General features: G+C 67.3%; 16 protein-coding genes. 9 read left to right on the forward strand and 7 right to left on the reverse strand.

From position 1 onward, the window contains the following. Positions 1 to 23: 23 nt before the first annotated feature. Positions 24 to 1,250: an efflux RND transporter periplasmic adaptor subunit gene (locus LX81_RS06530; RefSeq protein ID WP_111536498.1), complete on the forward strand. Its 1,227-nt coding sequence runs from the start codon at positions 24 to 26 to the stop codon at positions 1,248 to 1,250. Continuing rightward, positions 1,247 to 4,972 (forward strand): efflux RND transporter permease subunit, encoded by a 3,726-nt coding sequence (locus LX81_RS06535; RefSeq protein WP_111536499.1) that lies wholly within the window; start codon positions 1,247 to 1,249, stop codon positions 4,970 to 4,972. Before LX81_RS06530 ends, LX81_RS06535 begins: the two co-directional genes overlap by 4 nt. 16 nt (positions 4,973 to 4,988) lie before the next feature. Here LX81_RS06535 and LX81_RS06540 read toward each other — a convergent pair whose 3' ends face one another. From LX81_RS06540 to LX81_RS06550, 3 genes are read right to left on the reverse strand one after another with little or no spacing between them, the layout of a single operon-like run. Further along, the gene (locus LX81_RS06540) at positions 4,989 to 6,800 is read right to left on the reverse strand and encodes an ABCB family ABC transporter ATP-binding protein/permease (protein WP_111536500.1); all 1,812 of its coding nucleotides are present in this window, start codon (positions 6,798 to 6,800) and stop codon (positions 4,989 to 4,991) included. Positions 6,801 to 6,831: 31 nt separating this feature from the next. Continuing rightward, positions 6,832 to 7,869 carry an EamA family transporter RarD gene (gene rarD, locus LX81_RS06545; RefSeq protein ID WP_234822513.1) on the reverse strand — a complete coding sequence of 346 codons (1,038 nt, stop codon included), beginning with the start codon at positions 7,867 to 7,869 and terminating at the stop codon, positions 6,832 to 6,834. Further along, positions 7,794 to 9,377 (reverse strand): divergent polysaccharide deacetylase family protein, encoded by a 1,584-nt coding sequence (locus LX81_RS06550; RefSeq protein WP_111536501.1) that lies wholly within the window; start codon positions 9,375 to 9,377, stop codon positions 7,794 to 7,796. Before LX81_RS06550 ends, rarD begins: the two co-directional genes overlap by 76 nt. A 126-nt stretch (positions 9,378 to 9,503) precedes the next feature. Between LX81_RS06550 and LX81_RS06555 the strand changes: the two genes are divergently transcribed. Together LX81_RS06555 and trpD are read left to right on the forward strand one after the other, a co-directional pair. Next, on the forward strand, positions 9,504 to 10,085 hold the full coding sequence (locus LX81_RS06555) for an anthranilate synthase component II (RefSeq protein WP_111536710.1): 582 nt from the start codon (positions 9,504 to 9,506) through the stop codon (positions 10,083 to 10,085). Further along, a complete protein-coding gene (gene trpD / locus LX81_RS06560) occupies positions 10,082 to 11,107 on the forward strand; it encodes an anthranilate phosphoribosyltransferase (RefSeq protein ID WP_111536502.1) in 1,026 nt (341 codons plus the stop codon). The genes LX81_RS06555 and trpD overlap by 4 nt, the downstream gene beginning before the upstream one ends. A gap of 6 nt (positions 11,108 to 11,113) precedes the next feature. Here the strand turns inward: trpD and LX81_RS06565 are convergent, their stop codons facing one another. Beyond that, complete coding sequence (locus LX81_RS06565) at positions 11,114 to 12,733, reverse strand: NAD(P)H-hydrate dehydratase (protein WP_234822514.1); 1,620 nt, start codon at positions 12,731 to 12,733, stop codon at positions 11,114 to 11,116. 257 nt (positions 12,734 to 12,990) lie between these two features. Between LX81_RS06565 and LX81_RS06570 the strand changes: the two genes are divergently transcribed. The 3 genes from LX81_RS06570 to LX81_RS06580 all read left to right on the forward strand — a co-directional run bounded on the left by LX81_RS06570 (position 12,991) and on the right by LX81_RS06580 (position 15,484). Further along, positions 12,991 to 13,329 carry a P-II family nitrogen regulator gene (locus LX81_RS06570; protein ID WP_111536503.1) on the forward strand — a complete coding sequence of 113 codons (339 nt, stop codon included), beginning with the start codon at positions 12,991 to 12,993 and terminating at the stop codon, positions 13,327 to 13,329. Positions 13,330 to 13,371: 42 nt separating this feature from the next. After that, positions 13,372 to 14,778: a type I glutamate--ammonia ligase gene (gene glnA / locus LX81_RS06575; protein WP_111536504.1), complete on the forward strand. Its 1,407-nt coding sequence runs from the start codon at positions 13,372 to 13,374 to the stop codon at positions 14,776 to 14,778. A gap of 271 nt (positions 14,779 to 15,049) precedes the next feature. After that, complete coding sequence (locus tag LX81_RS06580) at positions 15,050 to 15,484, forward strand: hypothetical protein (RefSeq protein WP_111536505.1); 435 nt, start codon at positions 15,050 to 15,052, stop codon at positions 15,482 to 15,484. A 27-nt stretch (positions 15,485 to 15,511) separates the two neighbouring features. Here LX81_RS06580 and LX81_RS06585 read toward each other — a convergent pair whose 3' ends face one another. From LX81_RS06585 to LX81_RS06595, 3 genes are all read right to left on the reverse strand, one after another. After that, a complete protein-coding gene (locus LX81_RS06585; protein ID WP_111536506.1) occupies positions 15,512 to 16,249 on the reverse strand; it encodes a heme-dependent oxidative N-demethylase family protein in 738 nt (245 codons plus the stop codon). Positions 16,250 to 16,324: 75 nt separating this feature from the next. Beyond that, positions 16,325 to 17,443 (reverse strand): ABC transporter ATP-binding protein, encoded by a 1,119-nt coding sequence (locus LX81_RS06590; RefSeq protein ID WP_111536507.1) that lies wholly within the window; start codon positions 17,441 to 17,443, stop codon positions 16,325 to 16,327. Between the two features lie 26 nt (positions 17,444 to 17,469). After that, positions 17,470 to 18,249 carry an SDR family oxidoreductase gene (locus LX81_RS06595; protein WP_111536508.1) on the reverse strand — a complete coding sequence of 260 codons (780 nt, stop codon included), beginning with the start codon at positions 18,247 to 18,249 and terminating at the stop codon, positions 17,470 to 17,472. 111 nt (positions 18,250 to 18,360) lie between these two features. Between LX81_RS06595 and LX81_RS06600 the strand changes: the two genes are divergently transcribed. Next, on the forward strand, positions 18,361 to 19,968 hold the full coding sequence (locus LX81_RS06600) for a peptide chain release factor 3 (RefSeq protein ID WP_111536509.1): 1,608 nt from the start codon (positions 18,361 to 18,363) through the stop codon (positions 19,966 to 19,968). Positions 19,969 to 20,235: 267 nt separating this feature from the next. Beyond that, the gene (locus tag LX81_RS06605; protein WP_111536712.1) at positions 20,236 to 21,693 is read left to right on the forward strand and encodes a DEAD/DEAH box helicase; all 1,458 of its coding nucleotides are present in this window, start codon (positions 20,236 to 20,238) and stop codon (positions 21,691 to 21,693) included. The last annotated feature ends 5 nt before the right edge of the window (positions 21,694 to 21,698 follow it).

Consider the following 21,698-nt stretch of genomic DNA (forward strand, 5'->3'; position numbering starts at 1 on the left):
CTCAGAACCAGCGGGATCCCAAGATGCGTATCGTCTCCCTCCTCACGGCCCTGATCGTGGCCGCAAGCCTGTATCTCCTGGTCTTCGAGCGCGGCCGGGTGCAGGACTTCGCGGGCATGGACGCGGCGGCGGCTCCGGAAGCAGCAGAGGCGCAAGCTCAGGCGACGGAGGATCGGCGCTCCGTATCGGTGGTCGCGATCGTTTCGGAGGCGCGCGAGATCGACAACATGATCACACTGCGGGGCCGCACGGAATCGCGCCGCCAGGTCGACGTCATGGCCGAGACGAGCGGCCGGATCGTCTCGTCTCCCCTGTCGAAGGGCAGTTTCGTCGAGGCGGGCGATCTGCTCTGCGAACTCGATCCCGGCACGCGCGAGGTGGCGCTCGCAGAAGCACGCGCCCGTCTGAGCGAGGCGCGCGCCCAGCGCCCGGAGGCCGAAGCGCGCGTCGTCGAGGCGGAGGCGCGTCTCAAGGAGGCGCGGATCGAGCAGAATGCCGCCTCACGGCTCAGCGAGGGCGGATTCGCGTCCCAGACCCGCGTCGTCTCCTCCGACGCGGCGGTCGAATCGGCGCTTGCCGGTATCGCATCGGCAAAATCCGGCGTGGAATCCGTCGGTGCGGGTGTCCAGGCGGCGGAGGCGGCCGTCGCGGGGGCGGAAGCGGAACTCGAACGGCTGCGCATCCACGCACCCTTCGCGGGACTTCTCGAATCCGACACGGCCGAGCTCGGAGCGCTGATGCAGCCCGGCACGCATTGCGCCACCGTGATCCAGCTCGACCCGATTAAGCTCGTGGGCTTCGTGCCCGAGACGGCGGTCGACCGGGTCGAGGTCGGCGCGCCCGCCGGTGCACGTCTCGCCAGCGGACAGGAGGTCGCGGGCACGGTCACGTTCCTCTCCCGCGCGGCCGATCCGGAGACCCGGACCTTCCGCACCGAGATCGAGGTGCCGAACCCGGATCAGCGCATCCGCGACGGCCAGACCGCGGAGATCGCCATTTCGGGACAGGGGATCGCCGGCCATCTCCTGCCGCAATCGGCTCTGACGCTCGACGATGCGGGCGATCTGGGGGTCCGGCTTGCGCTGCCCGACGACACGGCTCGTTTCGCGCCCGTTCGTCTGCTGCGCGATGCGCCGGAAGGCGTCTACGTCGCCGGGCTCGACGACAGGGTGCGGGTGATCGTCGTGGGCCAGGAATACGTCAATGACGGAACGCCCGTCGACGTCACGCTCCGGGAGGCCGCTCCGTGACCGGGATCGTCGACTGGGCCGGCCGCCATGCCCGCATGGTACTGGCCTTCATCGTCCTCTCGCTCGCCGTGGGCTGGCTCAGCTACACCGGCCTTCCCAAGGAGGGCGAGCCCGATATCGAGATCCCGGCGCTCTTCGTCTCCGTGCCATTCCCGGGCATTTCGGCCGAGGATAGCGAGACGCTCCTTGTCCGGCCGATGGAGACGGAGCTCAGCGATCTGGACGGGCTGAGCTCGATGATCGCGACGGCGGCGGAGGGCTATGCCGGGATCGCGCTCGAATTCGAGTTCGGCTGGGACAAGACAAAGATCCTCGCCGATGTCCGCGACGCCATGAGCAATGCGGAGGCGAGCTTTCCTGACGGGGCGGAGCAATACTCGATCAACGAAATCAACTTCTCCGAATTCCCGATCATCATCGTCAACCTGACCGGTGACATCCCCGAGCGCACGCTCCTGCGCGTGGCGACCGATCTGCAGGACCGGCTCGAGGCGCTCGAGCCCGTGCTCGAGGCGGGGCTCGCCGGGCATCGCGACGAGATGGTGGAGGTCGTCATCGATCCGCTGCGGCTCGAGGCCTACAACGTCACCGCGGCCGAACTCATCCAGACGGTCCAGAACAACAACCAGCTCATCGCGGCCGGAGAGGTCGAGACCGCGCAGGGCGCCTTCGCGGTCAAGATCCCCTCCTCTTTCGACGATCAACGGGACATCTACGACCTGCCCGTCAAGGTGAACGGGGACCGCGTGGTGACGCTCGGGGAGCTTGCCGATATCCGCCTGACCTTCGAGGACCGGCAGGGGACCGCGCGCTTCAACGGGGAGTCGACGGTCGCGCTGCAGGTCGTCAAGCGCAAGGGCTACAACCTCATCGACACGGCCGCCCTCGTCCGCGAGGAGATTGCCGCTGCTGAAGCCGAATGGCCGCCGGAGCTTCAGGACGCGATCGAGGTCGGCACGTCGAACGACCAGTCCCGCACCGTCGACAGCATGGTCCGACAGCTCGAGGGCTCCGTCCTGACGGCGATCGCGCTTGTGATGATCGTGGTACTCGCCGCCCTCGGCATCCGCTCCGCGCTCCTCGTGGGTTTCGCGATCCCGACTTCGTTCCTGCTCTGCTTCATCCTTCTCGGCGCGATGGGGATCACCATCTCAAACATCGTGATGTTCGGCCTGATCCTCGCCGTCGGCATGCTCGTGGACGGCGCCATCGTGGTGGTCGAATACGCCGATCGCCGGATCTCCGAGGGGGCGGGACCGATGTCCGCCTTCACCGAGGCCGCGAAGCGGATGTTCTGGCCGATCGTGAGTTCCACGGCGACCACCCTCTGCGCGTTCCTGCCGATGCTCTTCTGGCCCGGCGTGCCGGGCGAGTTCATGGGAATGCTCCCCGTCACGCTGATCTTCGTGCTCTCGGCGAGCCTCGTCGTGGCCCTCATCTACCTGCCGGTGATGGGCGGCGTGGCCGGACGGATGAGCCGCTCCTTCGAGCGGGCGTCGGCATTCCTCCGGGCCACCTGCCCGTGGATCCTCCGCGCGGTCCTCGTCCCGGTCTCGGCCTATCTCGTCTTCCTGGGCGCGATGCAGTCGCTCAACGGCGGCTACCTCCTGCCCGATGGCGCACCGCAATCGCTTGGGCCGGCGCTCGGGGCGGCACTCTTCATCGGCGGCGCGTTCCTCACGGCCATCGCGATGGGATCGATCTCGAGGCATGGCGGAGAGAGCGTCGTGACGTCGGGGCGCCGGACGACCCTCTTCGGGCGAGTGATCCGTCTCATCGCCGGCAATCCGGTGATGCCCGTCGTCTCTATCCTGGCTGTCGCGGGCTTCGTCGTGGGCACGTTCGTCTATTACGGTCAGAACAACAACGGCGTGGAATTCTTCGTCGAGAGCGAACCGGAACAGGCGCTGATATACGTCCGCGCCCGCGGCAATCTCTCGCTCGACGAGAAGGACGCCCTCCTGCGCGACGCGGAGGAGATCGCGCTTGATACCGACGGCGTCGCCTCGGCCTTCGCCTTCGCGGGAGAGGGAGGTCTCGATTCCAATATCGGCGGCAGCGACGCGCCGCTCGACACGGTCGGGCAGGTCCAGATCGAACTCGTCGCCTGGGAGGACCGACCGGGTTACGCCCGGCGCAACGGCCTCGATCCCTCGACGCTCGACGGCAACGTGGTGCTCGACCGCATCGAGCGGAAGCTTGCCCGCCTCCCGGGGATCCAGACGGAGATCCTGAACCTCGCCATGGGCCCCTCGAGCGGCAAGGATCTGCATTTGCGCCTGACGGGCCGGGATTGGGTCGGTCTGCAGGAGGCGGCCGGCATCGCCCGTGCGAAGTTCGAGGCGACGCCCGGCCTCGTCGATATCGACGACACGACGCCCCTGCCCGGCATCGACTGGGAGCTCGATGTCGACGTCCAGAAGGCCGGTCAGTTCGGGGCCGACGTGGCGACCGTGGGCGGCATGGTGCAACTCGTCACCCGCGGCCTCCTTCTCGACACGATGCGGGTCGACAGTTCCGACGAGGAGATCGACATCCGCGTGCGGCTGCCCGAGGCGGACCGCGTCCTCTCCACACTCGATACGCTGAAGGTGCGGACCGCAGAAGGCCTCGTTCCGCTCTCGAACTTCGTCACCCGGAGGCCCGTCCCGTCGCTCGGCCAGATCGATCGCGCCGATCAGGAGCGCTTCTTCGACGTGCGGGCCGACGTCGCCCCGAACCTGCAGAAGCTCGTCGACGGCGACGGGACAACCGCCGCCGTTCTGCGGGCGGTACCCGATGGCGCCCCGCCGCCCGAGGGACCACGCATCACGCGGGACGACACGACGTTCTCGCTCGTGGATATCACGGGAGACGAGGACCCGGCCGCCTTGCAGCAGGGGCTCGACGCGGGCACGCTCTCCCTGCAGCCCGTCAATCCCAATGAGAGGATCGCGCTTCTCACCGACTGGCTCGAGACGGAAAACCCTCTCCCGGCCGGGATCGCCTTCACCTGGACCGGCGATCAGGAAGAACAGGCCGAGAGCCAGGCCTTCCTGCAGAAGGCGTTCCTGGGCGCGCTGGGGCTCATGTTCATCATCCTCCTCGCGCAGTTCAATTCGCTCTACAATTCCGTGCTGGTCCTCGTCGCCGTGGTGCTGAGCACGGCGGGGTGCCTGATCGGAATGCTGGTGATGGCCCAACCGTTCTCAATCATCATGACCGGTACGGGCATCGTCGCGCTCGCGGGCATCGTCGTGAACAACAACATCGTGCTCATCGACACCTACCAGGAATATTCCGCCTACATGCCCCGGATCGAAGCGATCGTCCGGACGGCGGAGGACCGGATCCGTCCCGTGCTCCTGACCACGATCACCACCATGGCGGGCCTCGCGCCGATGATGTTCGGCCTCTCGCTCGATTTCATCGCGGGCGGCTATTCCATCGACAGCCCCACCGCGCTCTGGTGGAAGCAGCTCGCCACCGCCGTCGTCTTCGGCCTCGGCATCGCCACGGTCCTCACCCTGATCTTCACGCCGTCGGCGCTGGCGTTGCGGGTCTGGATCGCGGAAGGCGCCTATCGCGGAATGCGCGGTCTTTCCGGGCTCGCGAACCGCTCGATCCGCGAGGATCGCGCACTGGGTCGGAAGGCCCGGCGAGCGGGTGCGCCGGAGATCATCTGGGACACCGACGAGGGGCAGAACCCCGTCACGGCCAAACCCCTGCGCGCCGCCGAATGACCTCTAGCCAGGCCAATCAGGCGGCCTCCTCCGCCTCCGTCTTCTGGCGATACCACAGCATGGCATAGCGCCCGCCCCGCTCGAGAAGCCGGTCGTGCCCGCCCCGCTCAACGATGCGCCCGTCCTCGAGCACCACGATCTCGTCGGCATCGGCGATGGTGGAGAGGCGATGCGCGATGACGAGCGTGGTGCGTCCGCGCCCCAGCGCGCGGAGCTGTTCCTGGATCGCCGATTCCGTCTCGCTGTCGAGCGCGCTCGTGGCCTCGTCGAGAAGCAGGATCGGCGGATCCTTGAGAAGCGTGCGCGCGATTCCGACCCGCTGCTTTTCCCCGCCCGAGAGCTTCAGGCCCCGCTCGCCCACCTGCGTCTCGTACCCCTCGGGAAGACCCGCGACGAAATCATGGATCCGCGCGGCCCGCGCCGCGGCTTCGATCTCCGCCCGGCTGGCCTCCGGGCGTCCATAGGCGATGTTGTAGAGGATCGTGTCGTTGAAGAGGACCGTGTCCTGCGGCACCACGCCGATCTGCGCATGCAGGCTCTCCTGCGTCACGTCGCGAACGTCCTGCCCGTCGATCCGGATCGCGCCCCCCGTCACGTCGTAGAACCGGAAGAGCAGCCGGCCGAGCGTCGATTTGCCAGCGCCGGACGACCCCACGATGGCGGTCGTGCCACCCGCCGGAACGGTGAGGGAAACGCCCTTCAGGATCGGACGGTCGGGGGCGTAGTCGAAATGGACGTCGTCGAATTCCACGCGCCCACCGGTAATCGCGATGGGCTTCGCCCCCTCGCGGTCGCGCACCTCCGCCGGCTGTTCCAGAAGGCCGAACATCTGCGCCATGTCGATCAGGGATTGCCGGATCTCGCGGTAGACGGTGCCGAGGAAATTGAGCGGCATGGTGATCTGGATCATGTAGGCGTTGACCATGACGAAATCGCCCGTCGTCAGCGCCCCCGATTGCACGCCCATCGCCGCCATCACCATGACGCCCACGAGCCCCCCTGTGATGAGGAGCGCCTGGCCGAAATTGAGAAAGGCCAGCGAATATGAGGTCTTGAGCGACGCGGCGACGTAGCGCTCCATCGCCTGGTCGTAGCGCGCGGCCTCCCGCTTCTCCGCTCCGAAATACTTGACCGTCTCGAAGTTCAGCAGGCTGTCGATCGCCTTCTGCGTCGCGTCTGTATCCTGCGCGTTCATCTCCCTGCGGATCTTCACCCGCCATTCGGTCACGACGAAGGTGAAGGCGACGTAGCCGGCGATCGTCGCGAAGACCACGACGAGGTACCAGACGTCGAAGAGCCAGGCGAGCACGCCGGCGATCAGGAGAAGCTCGAGAACCAGCGGGCCGATGGAGAAGAGCAGGAATCGCAGGAGGAACTCCACCCCCCTGATCCCGCGCTCCACGATCCGGCTGAGCCCGCCGGTGCGCCGCTGAATGTGGTAGCGCAGGCTGAGCTGGTGGATATGGGTGAAGGTCTCGAGCGCGATCGCGCGGAGCGCCCGCTGCCCCACGGCGGCGAAGACCACGTCGCGAAGCTGCTGGAACCCCACGTTCAGGAGCCGCGACAATCCATAGGCGACGGTCAGCCCGACCGCCCCCACCGCGAGCACCCAGCCTTCGCCGCTCGTCTCGCCCGTGAGCGCGTCGACCGCCGCCTTGTAGAAGAACGGCGTGACGACGGCGACGAGCTTTGCCGTGACGAGCGCGAGGACCGCGCCGACGACGCGGCGCTTCACCCAGGGCTCGTCCGCGGGCCAGAGATAGGGCGCGACGCGCAGCACGACGGAGAGGCCCCGTGCCTCGTTCTGGTCGGGTTCGGTTCGGGCCATCGTGGCTCCCTTGTGGCGGATGGAGTGTATCCTAGGGCGGCGGTGGGTCCGTCGCCACTTTCTCGCGCGCGGCGATGTCCCCGCCGGTGCGGCGCTCCCGCCGGAACGCCGCCGCGGAATAGAGCGCGAGCGCCGTCCAGATGAGACCGAAGGCCAGGAGATGGACCGCCGTCACCGGCTCGCCCAGGATCGTGACCGCGCCCACGAACTGGAGCGTCGGGTTGAGATAGCCAACCACTCCGAGGGTTGCGAGCGTCATGCGGCGCGACGCGTAGGAGAAAAGGATGAGCGGCAGCGCCGTGAGTGGGCCGCTCAGGAGAAGAAGCCCCGCATCGACCGGATCGACCATCGCTCCTTTTCCCGGCACCATCACCGCGATCCAGAAGAGCGCGATGGGCGCGAGGAGCAGCACTTCGGCCAGGACCGAGATCAGGGCGGGCGCATCGAGGCCCCGCTTCGCCACACCGTAGAGCGTGAAGGTCAACGCGATCGCGAGGCTGACCCAAGGCGGGGCGCCAAGCCACGCGGCCAGGATCATTACGCCAAGCGCCGCGAGCGCCGTGGCCGTCCAGCGCAGGGAAGATAGCCGCTCGCCGAAATAGACCCGTCCGACGATCACGGCCATCAGCGGCGCGATGTAATATCCCAGGCTCGATTCCACCGTCCGCCCGGACTGCACCGCCCAGATGAAGAGGAACCAGTTGCTCGACACGAAGACCGTCGATGCCACGAGGCGGACCCGCAGCGCCCGCGCCCCGAGAAGTGCGAGGACGGAACCGATCCGACCTTGCAGCGCGACGATCGCTCCGAAGAAGACCGCGGACCAGAGGATGCGGTGGGCCATCACTTCCGCGGCCGGGACATGCGAGAGCGCGGCGTAGTAAAGCGGCGACAGGCCCCAGATCGTGCAAGCCCCGATCAGCGCGGTGAGACCGCGAAGCGCCGTGCCGCGCGGCGACGTGTCGCCCCTCCCCCCGATGGACGGGGCGACGCTCAGGATGCCCCGCCGTCGAGCGCGGCCGAGAGGGGCGCGATCGCGATGCCCGCGGCCCCCGCCCCTTCGCGCCACGCCGTGACTGCCGCGAGCGTTTCGGGCCGGCCGCGCAGGACGAGGATGACGGGAGAGGATTGGCGCGCGCGCAGGGCCGCCTGTTCGATCGCGCGGGTGATCGCGATGTCATCCTCGCCCGGCCCCCCGATCACGCGATAGGCGGTGCCGCTCGCGACCCCGAGACTTTCGGCCAGCCGTCGGGCGCGATCGAGGCCGCGCGGGAGGGTCACGAGGCCGTGCCCCGTCTCCTCGATCCGGGCGACCACCTGTGCGGAGGCGGCGCGGTTGTCCTGGAGGCGACCGTCTGGATCGGACATCACAGCGACAGCCTCCGGCACCCGGCGCAGGCTCGCCATCAATCCTACCTCCGCGTCGCCCGGTGTAGCGCCGGGCGCGATGGCGGGAACGAGGACGATCTCGTGGCCCGCCTGCCGGTAGGCCTCCGACCGGGCTTCGGCATCGGGCGCCGCGGCGTCGATGCCGATCGTCACGTCAGGCGGCAGGTCCATCGGCATCGCCTCGGAATCGAGGACGATAAGCGAGAGCTGCGGCATGTCGGCATCCGCGTCGAACGGCACCGCGAAGCGCTTAAGCGCCGGGGCATCCGACGCCATCCCCGCGGCGCGGATCGCGGCGGGACGGCTCTCCCGGTCGAGGTCCGGCAAGCCGCCTTGCTGGGCCTCCGATCCAGTCCCGGACGGGGGAACGGGGCGCGGATCGCCCGTCTCCTCGCTGCGCCGTGCGCGCAAACGCTCCGCACCATCGAGCAGCGGATCGCCGGGTTCGCCGCGTCCGAGCTGCGCGAGGAGCACCGCCGCGGCCTCCGTTTCTCCCGGCAAGGGCGGGATCGCCGCGCGTGGCGAAAGTTCGGCCACGACAGGCAGCGGGACCGGTCGCGTCGCGTCCCGGCGAGAGGCCGCCGCCTCCCTCGGCGGGATCGGTCCCGGCAGCGCGGGCACCGCGCCACCCCGATCCGAGGCCGGACGCGACAGGCGCGACGGTGCGCCAAGCGTCCCCGACCCGGTCGCGTCCGTGGCGGACCGGTCCGCAAACCCCCTGGGCGCGATATCCGGACCGGAAAGAGAGGCCGCGACAGGCGGGCTCGAAGGCGGCGCGGCGGGCGAAGCGATGGCGGGAGGTACGGCCACGGTGATTGCGCGGTCCTCCGGTGTGGTGGGCGCCGCAGCCCGGGCGGCAGGATCCGGGCCCTCGAACGCCACCTCGTCGCCGTCTTCGATCTCGGGGCGATCGGTGGGCGGAGGGAGTGCCGTCTCCTCCTCCGCTTCCACGACGGCCTCGAGATGGACGGCGTTCGACATCCCCGGGCCCGCGCGCTCCGCGGCGGGGAAGTCGCCGCCCTCCTGCCGGGTCTCTCCCGCGGCTTGCGGCGCGGCCGCGATCTCGACATCGCCCACCACGGGGGCCGGAAGCGTCTCCTTCGGCGGGCCCGCGATCTGCAGGGCAACGAGCAGACCCACCGCCGACATGCCGCCGCCCCAGGCCAGACCTGCCCCGAATCCTCGCATCACACCTGCTCTCCTCGATGGCGCGACTTGGTCGCGCTTGACGCTTTACCGCGCCTTTGCGCATGTATAGCGCGTCCGCGACACGGGATCACCCCCGATCAGCGGCCAATGAAGGGACTGCCGGACGTGCTTCTGCTCATCGACAATTACGACAGCTTCACCTGGAACCTTGTTCATTACGTCGGCGAGCTCGGGGCGGAAGTGGAGGTGCGCCGCAACGACGCGCTGAGCGTCGCGGAGGCGATGGCGCTCCGGCCCTCGGCCATTCTGCTCTCGCCCGGGCCCTGCGATCCCGACCGCGCGGGGATATGTCTCGGTCTCGTCGCGGCGGCGGCGGAGGCCCGCGTGCCCCTGCTCGGCGTCTGTCTCGGCCATCAGGCGATCGGGCAGGCCTTCGGCGGCCGGGTCCTGCGTCACACGGAGATCGTTCACGGCAAGGCGGGCGCGATCCGGCACCAGGGCCAAGGCGTCTTCGCGGGGCTTCCCTCACCGCTCTCGGCGACCCGCTACCATAGCCTCGTGGTGGAGCGCGCGACCCTGCCCGACGCGCTGGAGGTGACGGCGGAACTCGAGGATGGGACGATCATGGGGCTCGCCCATCGTGACTTGCCCATCGAGGGGGTGCAGTTTCATCCCGAATCGATCCGCTCCGAACACGGCCGCGAGATGCTCAAGACCTTCCTCGACCGCGCGGCGGTTCCGGCATGAGCGGCGATCTGAAGCCGCTCATCGCCGCCGCGATCGACCGTCCGCTCACCCGCGACGAGGCGGAACGGGCATTCGGCATCCTCTTCGACGGGGAAGCCACGCCGAGCCAGATCGGCGGCCTCCTGATGACGCTCCGAACCCGTGGGGAGGCGGTTTCGGAATATGCCGCCGCCGCGGCGGCGATGCGGGCGCGCTGCCGTCCCGTCCGGGCGCCCGAGGGCGCGATGGATATCGTCGGCACCGGCGGCGACGGAAAGGGCACGCTCAACATCTCCACGGCCACCGCCTTCGTGGTGGCGGGCGCGGGCGTGGTCGTGGCCAAGCACGGCAACCGCAACCTGTCGTCGAAATCCGGCGCGGCGGACGCGTTGGGACAGATGGGGATCGACGTGATGGTCGGGCCCGATGTCGTCGAACGCGCGCTCGCGGAGGTCGGGATCGGCTTCATGATGGCGCCCATGCACCATCCCGTCATGGCGCATGTGATGCCCGCGCGGACCGAACTCGGCACGCGGACGATCTTCAACATCCTCGGACCGCTCACCAATCCCGCAGGGGTCCGCTACCAGCTCACCGGCGCGTTCTCCGCCGAGGTGCTGCGCCCGATGGCGGAGACGCTGGGCCAGCTCGGGACGGAACGGGCCTGGCTCGTCCACGGGTCGGACGGGACCGACGAGATCTCCATCGCCGGGCCCACCCGCGTCGTCCGTCTCGCCGGTGGCGAGGTCACGGAGACGGAGATCGCCCCGGAAGACGCCGGCCTGCCCGAGCATCCCTTCGAGGCGATCATGGGCGGCACACCGGAGGAGAACGGCCGCGCCTTCCGCGCCCTGCTCGACGGCGCCACCGGCGCCTTCCGCGACGCGGTGCTCCTCAACGCCGCCGCCGCGCTGGTCGTGTCGGGCCGCGCGGAGACGCTTCCCGCGGGTGTCGAAATGGCGCGCGAGAGCCTCGATTCAGGGGCCGCGCGCGGGAAGGTCGAAGCGCTTGCGCGGATCAGCCCGTCGCAGGGTCAATCGTAACCCGGATCATTCGACGTTGCCGGCAAGGCGCGCGAAGACCGACGGGAGCTGCTCCGGCAGATCCTCCGCGACGAGACCGGGCCCGAATGCCAGCGCGCATTCGATGTGCAGCCAGGCCCCCTTCGCCGCGGCGTCCATTGGCGGGAAGCCGCGCGCCAGCAGCCCCGCGACGAAGCCCGCCAGCACGTCGCCCGACCCCGCCGTCGCCAGCCACGGCGCGTAACGCTCGTAGGCGGCGGCGTTCACGACCGCATTGCCCGCCGCATCGGCGATGACGGTATCGGGGCCCTTGAGAAGAACGACGCATCTCGCCCGCGCGGCGGCCTCGCGGACGGCATCCACCTTCGAATAGGCCGGACCGTTCCTCGGCGTCTCGCCCAAGCGCCCGGCAATGTCGGGAAAGAGGCGCGCGAACTCGCCGGCATGGGGCGTGAGGACGCAACGCTCCGTCAGCAGCGCAAAGGGAGCCTCGCACTTCGAGAGCAGCGTTAGCGCGTCGCCGTCGAGGACGACCGAGCGCGCGCCGCGACCGCCTGGCGAAAGGGTTCCGAGGACCGCGTCGACGAGGTGCGCTTCCCTCTCCGCGGTGCCCAATCCGGGGCCGATCGCGACCGCGTTGATCCGCGCATCGCTCAGCAGATCGAGCAGCGCCTCCGCGTCACGGACGGGACGCAGCATGATCGCGTCGAGCCGCGCCGCGTTCTCGATCAGCGCGGCGGGCGGGCAGCCCACCGTCACCAGCCCGGCCCCGACACGGAGCGCGCCCCGCGCAGCCATCCGCGCCGCACCCCCGCGCCCCACGCCCCCGGAGAGGACGAGCGCGTGTCCGTAATCGTACTTGTGCGCGCGCGGCATCGCGTCCCGACGGTTGCCTTTCAGGAGGCGGAACGCAAAGTCCGTGCCGGCGAGGCCGATGGTCCCTTCCGGGCGGTGGAGGTTCAGGCCCAGTCCGATATCGACGACGCGAATCTTGCCGCACCAATCAGGCCCTTCGCTCAGGTAGTGCCCCGGCTTCGCGGCGTGGAAAGCCACCGTCAGGTTATGCCGCGACCTGAGGTGATCCGTGTCGGTATCGGCGTCCTCGCTCAGCGGTCGGCCCGAATCTGCGCAGAGTCCCGACACGATGTCGAGCGCGACGCGGGGGATGACCCCTTCGGAATGCTGGGTATCAAGCTTATTCAGCGCCGATTGGAGATCGTCTTCCAGGGGACGCGATAAGCCAATCCCGAAGAGAGCGTCCACGATGAGGTCGCAGTCCGACGTAGCTGCCGTTCCCAGGTCGGGGAGGCCCAGTGTCGGATGACGACGGACCTTCTCCCACCTGTCGAAAGCCGTGCGGGCATCGGGCGGCAGGGTGTCGGGATTGCCGTAGAAGCAGGTCCGCACCATCCAGTGACGCTCCGCGAGAAGCCGCGCCACGACGAATCCGTCGCCGCCGTTGTTGCCGGGTCCGCAGAGGATCAGGGCATGTCGCCCCCCGCGCTCCAGCTCCGGCCATTCCGCGAAGATCGCGTCCACCGCTGCACGTCCCGCGCGCTCCATCAATTCGAGCCCCGTCACGGCGCCACGGTCGATCGCGTCGCGCTCGACGGCGCGCATCTGCTCGGAGGTCAGTAGGTCCGCCACGATCTCTCCTTTTCTCCTTGTGCGCGATCAGCCCTCAGAGGATGCGATCGCAGCCTGCGCTGCACAAGGGCGGTGCAGGTTCGGAACGATCGCAAAAAAGCGTTTGCAGTTCGCCTGCGCGGACAGCACGTTGATGAAGAAATGAGCGTTATTAAGAACTCTCCCCGACCGCCCGTGAACCGAGGCCCCTGTCGCGTTGCAGGCCCCGGCATGGCATGGTCTCACGCAACATAACCGGACCCGGAGGAATCGGCCCAATGAAGAAGATCGAGGCGATCATCAAGCCTTTCAAACTCGACGAGGTGAAGGAGGCCCTTCAGGAGATCGGCGTTCAGGGACTGAGCGTGCTCGAGGTAAAGGGGTTCGGTCGCCAGAAGGGGCACACGGAACTCTATCGCGGCGCCGAATACGTCGTCGACTTCCTGCCGAAGGTGAAGATCGAGGTGGTGATCGACGACGCTCAGGTCGACGGCGCGATCGAGGCGATCGTCCGCGCGGCGAAGACCGACAAGATCGGCGACGGCAAGATTTTCGTCTCTCCCGTCGAGCAGGCTATCCGTATCCGGACCGGAGAGACCGGGCCCGACGCGATCTGAGCGCGGCCCGTCACGTCACATCACACGAAGAGAGAGGAATCCATGAGCAACTCGGACATGCTGAAGACCATCAAGGACGAGGAGGTCGAATACGTCGACATCCGCTTCACCGACCCCCGCGGCAAGCTGCAGCACGTGACGGTGATGTCCGACCAGGTCGACGAAGACTTCCTCGAGGAGGGCTTCATGTTCGACGGCTCCTCCATCGCCGGCTGGAAATCGATCGACCAGTCCGACATGAAGCTGATGCCCGACGCCGGCTCCGCCTACATGGACCCGTTCTACGCCGAGAAGACGCTCGCCGTACACTGCACCGTGTTCGAGCCCGACACGATGGAACGCTATGACCGCGATCCTCGCGGCACGGCCCGCAACGCCGAGGAATACCTGAAATCCTCCGGCATCGGCGATCAGGCGTTCATGGGTCCCGAGGCGGAATTCTTCCTCTTCGACGACGTGCGCTACCAGGTCAGCATGAACAAGGTCGCCTACGAGGTCGATGCGCAGGACGGCGCCTGGAACTCCGATCGCGCCTTCGAGATGGGCAACATGGGCCACCGCCCCGGCATCAAGGGCGGCTACTTCCCGGTGAACCCCGTTGACGACGCGCAGGACCTCCGCTCTGAGATGCTGTCGACGATGAAGCGCATCGGCATGAAGGTCGACAAGCACCACCACGAGGTCGCGTCCTGCCAGCACGAGCTGGGCCTCATCTTCGATACGCTGACGAAGCAGGCCGACGAGATCCAGAAGTACAAGTACATCATCCAGAACGTGGCGCACGCCTACGGCAAGTCGGCGACCTTCATGCCGAAGCCGATCTCGGGTGACAACGGCACCGGCATGCACGTCAACATGTCGATCTGGAAGGACGGCAAGCCGCTCTTCGCGGGTGACAAGTACGCCGATCTCTCCGACGAGGCGCTCTTCTACATCGGCGGGATCCTGAAGCACGCCAAGGCGCTGAACGCCTTCACGAACCCCACGACGAACTCCTACAAGCGCCTGATCCCGGGCTTCGAGGCGCCGGTGCTGCGCGCCTATTCCGCGCGCAACCGCTCGGGCTGCGTCCGGATCCCGTGGGCGGAAAGCCCGAAGGCCAAGCGCGTCGAGGCCCGCTTCCCCGACCCGGCGGCCAACCCCTATCTCTGCTTCTCCGCCCTGCTGATGGCCGGCCTCGACGGGATCAAGAACAAGACCCACCCGGGCGAGGCGATGGACAAGGACCTCTACGATCTCCCGCCCGAGGAGCTCGCGGACATTCCGACCGTGTGCCACTCGCTGCGCGAGGCGCTGACCGAGCTCGAGGCCGACATGGACTTCCTGACCGCGGGCGACGTGTTCACACGCGACCAGATCGAGGGCTACATGGATCTCAAGTGGGAAGAGATCTATGCCTACGAGCACTGCCCGCACCCGATGGAGTTCAAGATGTACTACAGCTGCTGACGGGCAGTTCGAGCTTTCGGATCAGGGCGCCAACGGCGCCCTTTTCTTTTGCGGCTCGTTCGGCGAACATAATGATCGCTGGAATCGACGAATCTTGTGATAGTAGTCGTGACGGTGTTTCTGTTTATCTTAAGCGATAAGAAAAAATTTACGACGTTTAGCCGGATTGGTGACCGGCACCGCCATATTGTTTGCAAAGTTTTCGGTAATTTGCCCTCGCGAGGCTCGGTCGATTTCAGGCACCTGACCATTCGAGAGGAAGGATCCCAACATGAGTTCACCACGTTCGATTTCCGTATCGTGGCAATTCACCGTCGGAGCGGCCCCGGATTTCTGGGCGCTTTCGACCATCGTCACGACGTGCCTGGGACAGGCCGATGTGAAGATACTGCGCCAGGACATCGCGATGCGCGGCGACCGCGTCGAGTTCGAGACCGACCACGGGAAACTGACGATCCTGTCGGAAGGCGACGGATACGTCACCGCGACCATGGATATCGATGCGATCTGCCCGCACGAAACGGCCCGCCAGATCTGTTTCCTGCTGAGCCGCCGCGTCGCGGGACGCTTCGCTCTCGCGAATATCCACTGGCATCCGACGATGCAGACCCTGCCCCCGGTCGATTTCACCTGGGGCGCGCTGCGGGACATGCCGTACCGGTTCGTCGCTCCCGCGAGCGAAGTCAGGCCCTCCTACCTCGCCTGAACGTTTCCGCGGCGGCTGCAGGACCGCTCAGGCCGCCGAACGCGCAAGATAGGTATGGATGGAAAAGACGACTGCCCGCGTCGTGGGCAGCCGGAGGAGGACCTGCCGTTCGGATCTGAGGAACGGCAAGGACGGGTGATGATCGCGCCGGGGAAGCCTGTCGCTCTTCGGCTGGTAGAGTGCGCCGCGCGCCTGGGGGAGGCGGTTGAACCGGACCAGGGGATGCCCGACCTTCACGCCGTCGAAAAGCCGCTGGACCCGGCGCGCCATGGCCCCGTCGTAATCGGCAACCGGCCCGTGAATGCTGGTCAGATCGCGCCCCATCTTCTCCGAAAGCATCCAGCTCGACGGGAAGCAGAGCACGGCGCCGCAAAGGACATGCCCTGTCTCGCCCGGCAGCAGCAGGCAGAAATCCTCCTGACACAGATGACCGATGCTTCCCAGTGGATCATCCGGGTCGAGGCGAAGGACGACGCCGTCCGGACGCCAGATCTCGTCACCCTTCCGCCGGTATCCATGCCGGAGGACGAGTTCGGCCACCACGAGGTCGAGAAGCTCCGACGCCGCCGGAATTGCCCTCGGATCGAGGGCGATCACGTCCTCGCGACGCAATGCGATGAGCTGCGTTCGCAGTACCATCTGCGCGTGGAACGCCTCGTCGATCCGCAGCCAATCGCCCTCCGGCATCGGACGCGTGCCGGGAAGGGCAAAGGCGACGGCATCCGCGGGAAGCCGATCATGGAGGATCTCGGGCCCCGCCGTCATCCCCGCCCCTCCGACGGGGTCAGTCGTGTCCTCGGCTACGCGGTGTGAGCCCGGCCTTGATCGAACGCGGACCATCTAGCTTCTCGGGAAAACGAAACAGCGATCACGCCGGATCATGAGCCATAGCGGCGTTCCGGGCTTCGGCAGGAAGACCGAGGGGACGATCGCGCTCATCGCGGAACCGTCGAGATCGAGGCGGAACTCCACGAGGCTTTCCTTCCCGATGAACCGGGACCGCACCACGATCGCCCGCGCCGGCGAGCCGTCGAGCGCCGTGGGATTGGGACCGCGGCCCGCGCGATCGAAGTCGATGCGGACATGTTGTGGGCGGATCACGATATCGACGCGCGTGCCGTCGGGTTGCCCCGGCGCGAGGAACTGGCCGAACGGCGTCTCGGTCAATGCCCCGTGAACCTCGCCGGGAATGACGTTGATATCGCTGAAGAACGCCGCGGCTTCCTTGTCGTGGGGCGAATTGTAGAGGTTGTAGGGCGCGCCGCGCTGCACGATGCGGCCACCCCGCATCAGCGCGATCTCGTCGGCCATGCGCATCGCCTCTTCCGGCTCGTGCGTGACGAGAAGGACCGCCGTCCCCTCTTCCCGCAGAACGTCGAGCGTGTCGTCGCGGATCCCGTCCCTCAGGCGGTTGTCGAGGCCGGAAAAGGGTTCGTCCATCAGCATCACGCGCGGCTTCGGCGCGATCGCCCGGGCGAGCGCGACACGCTGCTGCTCCCCGCCCGAAAGCTCGTGCGGGAACGCGTCGCGATGCGCGGCGAGGCCTACCCGTTCGAGGAGGCGATGGGCCCGCCGGTGCGTCTCCGCCCGCCGCCCCTTCAGCCCGAACGCCACGTTGTCGGTGACGCTGAGATGCGGAAAGAGGGCGAAATCCTGGAACATCAGCCCGATCGACCGACCTTCGGGCGGCACGCTCGTCACCCCGTCCGAGAGGACCCGGCCGTCGAGACGGATCGTCCCCCGATCCTGTGTCTCCACCCCCGCGATCATCCGCAGCGTCGTCGATTTGCCGCAGCCCGACGGCCCGAGCAGGCACAGCACCTCTCCCGCCGCGACCGAGAGCGTGACGTCGTCGACGACGGTGCGGCCCGCGAAAGCCTTGCTGAGCGACTGGATGTCGAGGCGCAACGGCTTCGCGGATCTCTCCGCCGCCGCCGCCGCCGCCCCCCTCGAGGCCATTGTTTCGGAAGGCACCACCCGCAAGCTCAGAGCGTGCTGTTCACGGCTCCACCATCGAGAAGCAGGTTCTGCCCGACGATGAACCCCGCATGGACGGAGCAGAGGAACGCACAGGCCGCGCCGAATTCCTCGGGCGTGCCGTAACGGCCCGCGGGGATCCCGGCCTGCCGCCGCGCGCGCGCCTCCTCCCGCGTGATGCCTTCCGCGTCCATGACGCCCTGATCGAGAGAGGTCGCGCGATCGGTGTCGTGGATGCCGGGCAGCAGGTTGTTGATCGTCACGCCCGATCCCGCGACCTGCCGCGACGTGCCCGCGACATAGCCGGTAAGTCCCGCCCGCGCGGAATTCGAGAGGCCGAGGACGGGAATGGGCGACTTCACCGATTGCGAGGTGATGTTGACCACCCGCCCCCATCCGCGGTCGATCATCGACGGCAGACAGGCCTTCATCAGGGCGATGGGGGTCAGCATGTTCGCTCCGAGCGCGGCGATAAAGTCGTCGCGGTCCCATTCCATCCAGGCGCCGGGCGGCGGGCCGCCCGCATTGGTGACGAGGATGTCGGGCTCGCCCGCCGCGCGCAGTACCTGTTCACGCGTGTCCTCGTTGGTGATGTCGGCGGCGACGATCGTGACCTTGACGTCGAATTCATCCCGGATCGCCTCGGCGGCCTCCTCCAGCGCGTCGATGCCGCGCGCGTTCATCACCAGATCGACCCCCGCCGCGGCGAGCGACCGCGCACAGCCGAGGCCGAGACCCTTCGACGACGCAGTGACGAGCGCCTTCTTGCCCTTGATGCCCAGATCCATCGCCAATCCCCTCTATGTGACATTCGGCGCATCCTCTCCCGAAGTGCCGCCGATGCCAAGCAGATCGCCGGCGAGATTGCGCCGCACGACAGCGGCGTCTATATCCCCGCCATGCTAGATCGCGCCCATAACCGTCCCGCCCTGCCGCCGGAAATCGCGCGGCGCCGGACATTCGCCATCATCTCTCATCCCGATGCCGGCAAGACCACGCTAACGGAGAAGTTCCTGCTCTATGGCGGCGCGATCCAGATGGCCGGCCAGGTCCGCGCCAAAGGCGAGGCGAGGCGCACGCGCTCGGACTTCATGCAGATGGAGAAGGACCGCGGCATCTCCGTCTCCGCCTCCGCGATGTCGTTTGATTTCGAGACCTTCCGATTCAACCTCGTCGACACGCCCGGCCATAGCGACTTCTCCGAGGATACCTACCGCACGCTCACCGCGGTCGATGCCGCGATCATGGTGATCGACGGCGCGAAGGGGGTGGAGAGCCAGACGCAGAAGCTCTTTGAGGTCTGCCGGTTGCGCGACCTGCCGATCCTGACCTTCTGCAACAAGATGGATCGCGAGGCGCGGGACACGTTCGAGATCATCGACGAGATCCAGGAGAACCTCGCCATCGACGTCACGCCCGCCTCCTGGCCGATCGGACAGGGGCGCGACTTCCTCGGCTGCTACGACATCCTGCGCGACCGTCTGGAACTGATGGACCGGGCCGACCGCAACAAGGTCGCGGAGACCGTGCGGCTCGACGGGCTCGACGATCCTAAGATGGCCGACCATATTCCCCCCGCGATGCTCGCCCAGCTTCGCGAGGAAGTGGAGATGGCGCGCGAGTTGATGCCGGCCTTCGACCGCCAGGCACTGCTCGACGGCACGCTGACCCCGATCTGGTTCGGCTCCGCGATCAACTCCTTCGGCGTGCGCGAGCTCATGGACGGCATCGGCCGCTACGGCCCGGAGCCGCAACCGCAGAAGGCCGAGCCGCGCCAGATCGCGCCCGAGGAAGAGAAGGTCACGGGCTTCGTCTTCAAGGTCCAAGCCAACATGGATCCGAAGCATCGCGACCGCGTGGCCTTCGTCCGAATGGCGTCGGGCCATTTCAAGCGCGGCATGAAGCTCACCCATGTGCGGTCGAAGAAGCCGATGGCAATTTCGAACCCCGTGCTGTTCCTCGCCTCCGACCGGGAGCTGGCGGAGGAAGCCTGGGCCGGCGACATCATGGGCATCCCGAACCACGGGCAGCTCCGCATCGGCGACACCCTGACCGAGGGCGAAGCGCTGCGCGTCGCGGGCATCCCGTCCTTCGCCCCCGAGCTTCTGCAGAATTGCCGCGCGGGCGATCCGATGAAGGCCAAGCATCTCGACAAGGCACTGATGCAGTTCGCCGAAGAAGGTGCCGCAAAAGTCTTCCGCCCGATGCTCGGATCGGGCTTCATCGTGGGCGTCGTCGGCGCGCTGCAATTCGAGGTGCTCGCGAGCCGGATCGAGTTGGAATACGGCCTCCCGGTGCGGTTCGAGCCATCGCAATTCACCTCCGCACGCTGGGTCTCCGGCCCTGCCGATGCGACCGACCGCTTCGTACAGGCCAACAAGGGCCATATCGCGCGGGATAACGACGACGACATCGTGTATCTCACGCGGCTGCAATGGGACATCGACCGCGTCGCACGTGATCATCCCGACGTCCGCCTGACCGCGACGAAGGAGATGATGGGCTAGAGACTGGGACGGGTCATTGACCGCCGAACGGATGCCGTCTCGCTCGAGCCGCGATCTCCAGCGGGTCTCGAACGCGGCGGGTCCGCGCGGGGTGGGCGATCGTCTTCTTCCAGCACCCCGCTTCGGCGCCCTAACGCGTTGACGTGAACGCGCATTTGCTGTACTGACCCGAAATCGGGAAATTCCGAGGCTCCGCCGCGAAGTCGGACGAGCCGTTTCCCACAGACGCGCGGGCAAAGAATGGTCCGCATTTACCTGCGGAACCGTATGACCAAATTCTCTGATCTGAAGCTGGGCCCCAAGGTCCAGAAAGCCATCGACGAAGCCGGGTACACCACACCCACGCCGATCCAGGCGGAAGCGATTCCCGCCGCGCTCGAAGGGCGCGACGTTCTGGGGATCGCCCAGACCGGTACCGGCAAGACGGCCTCCTTCACGCTGCCGATGATCACGCAACTCGCGCGCGGACGGGCCAAGGCGCGGATGCCGCGCTCCCTCGTCCTCGCCCCGACCCGTGAACTCGCGGCGCAGGTGGCGGAGAACTTCGATACTTACGCCAAGCACGTGAAGCTCACCAAAGCGCTTCTCATTGGCGGGGTCTCGTTCAAGGAGCAGGATCAACTCATCGACCGCGGCGTCGACGTGCTGATCGCGACGCCCGGCCGTCTTCTCGATCACTTCGAACGTGGCAAGCTGCTTCTGTCGGACGTGAAGATCATGGTCGTGGACGAGGCCGACCGGATGCTCGACATGGGGTTCATCCCCGATATCGAGCGGATCTTCTCCCTCGTCCCGTTCACGCGGCAGACCCTCTTCTTCTCCGCCACGATGGCGGCGGAGATCGAGCGGATCACCAACACCTTCCTGTCGAACCCGAAACGGGTCGAAGTGGCGCGCCAGGCCACCGCGTCGGAGACGATCGAACAGGGTGTCGTTCTCTTCCGGGGCAGCCGGAAGGACCGGCAGGCGAGCGAGAAGCGCAAGCTCCTGCGTGCCCTCGTCGATGCTGAAGGCGATCGGCTGACGAACGCGATCATCTTCTGCAATCGCAAGTCCGACGTCGATATCGTCGCCAAGTCGCTGAAGAAATACGGCTACGACGCCGCCCCGATCCATGGCGATCTCGATCAATCGCAGCGGACGCGGACGCTCGACGGGTTTCGTGCCGGCGATCTGCGCTTCCTCGTCGCCTCCGACGTGGCCGCGCGGGGTCTCGACGTTCCTGCGGTGAGCCACGTGTTCAATTTCGACGTGCCCTCCCATTCGGAGGATTACGTGCACCGCATCGGCCGGACGGGCCGTGCCGGTCGCGACGGCAAGGCAATCATGATCTGCGTTCCTTCCGACGAAGCCAATCTTCAGGACGTCGAGAAGCTCCTTGAAAAGGAAGTGCCCCGTTTGGAAAATCCTTTGGCCTCGGGAGTTTCCGAGACGTCCGTGGACGACGGCGGCGCAGCGGAAGAAGGTCGCAAACCGCGACGGTCCCGGCGCAAGCCCGAAACGGTCGATGCGGCACCGGCGACCAAGCCCCAGGCCGAAGTCGAGGTTGCAGCCGAGGACACCCCTGCCGAAGAGGCGCCTGTCGCGGAGCGTGTCGACGATACACCCAGGGCTTCCGATCGCGGACCGCGGCGTGGCTCCCGTCGGGACTCCTCCGTTGTCGGCATGGGCGATCACATGCCCTCCTTCATCGAGAAGAGCTTCGAGGAGCGCCTCGCGGGCTGATCGGC

The sequence above is a fragment of the Palleronia aestuarii genome, assembly GCF_003253995.1.
Lineage (GTDB): Bacteria > Pseudomonadota > Alphaproteobacteria > Rhodobacterales > Rhodobacteraceae > Palleronia > Palleronia aestuarii.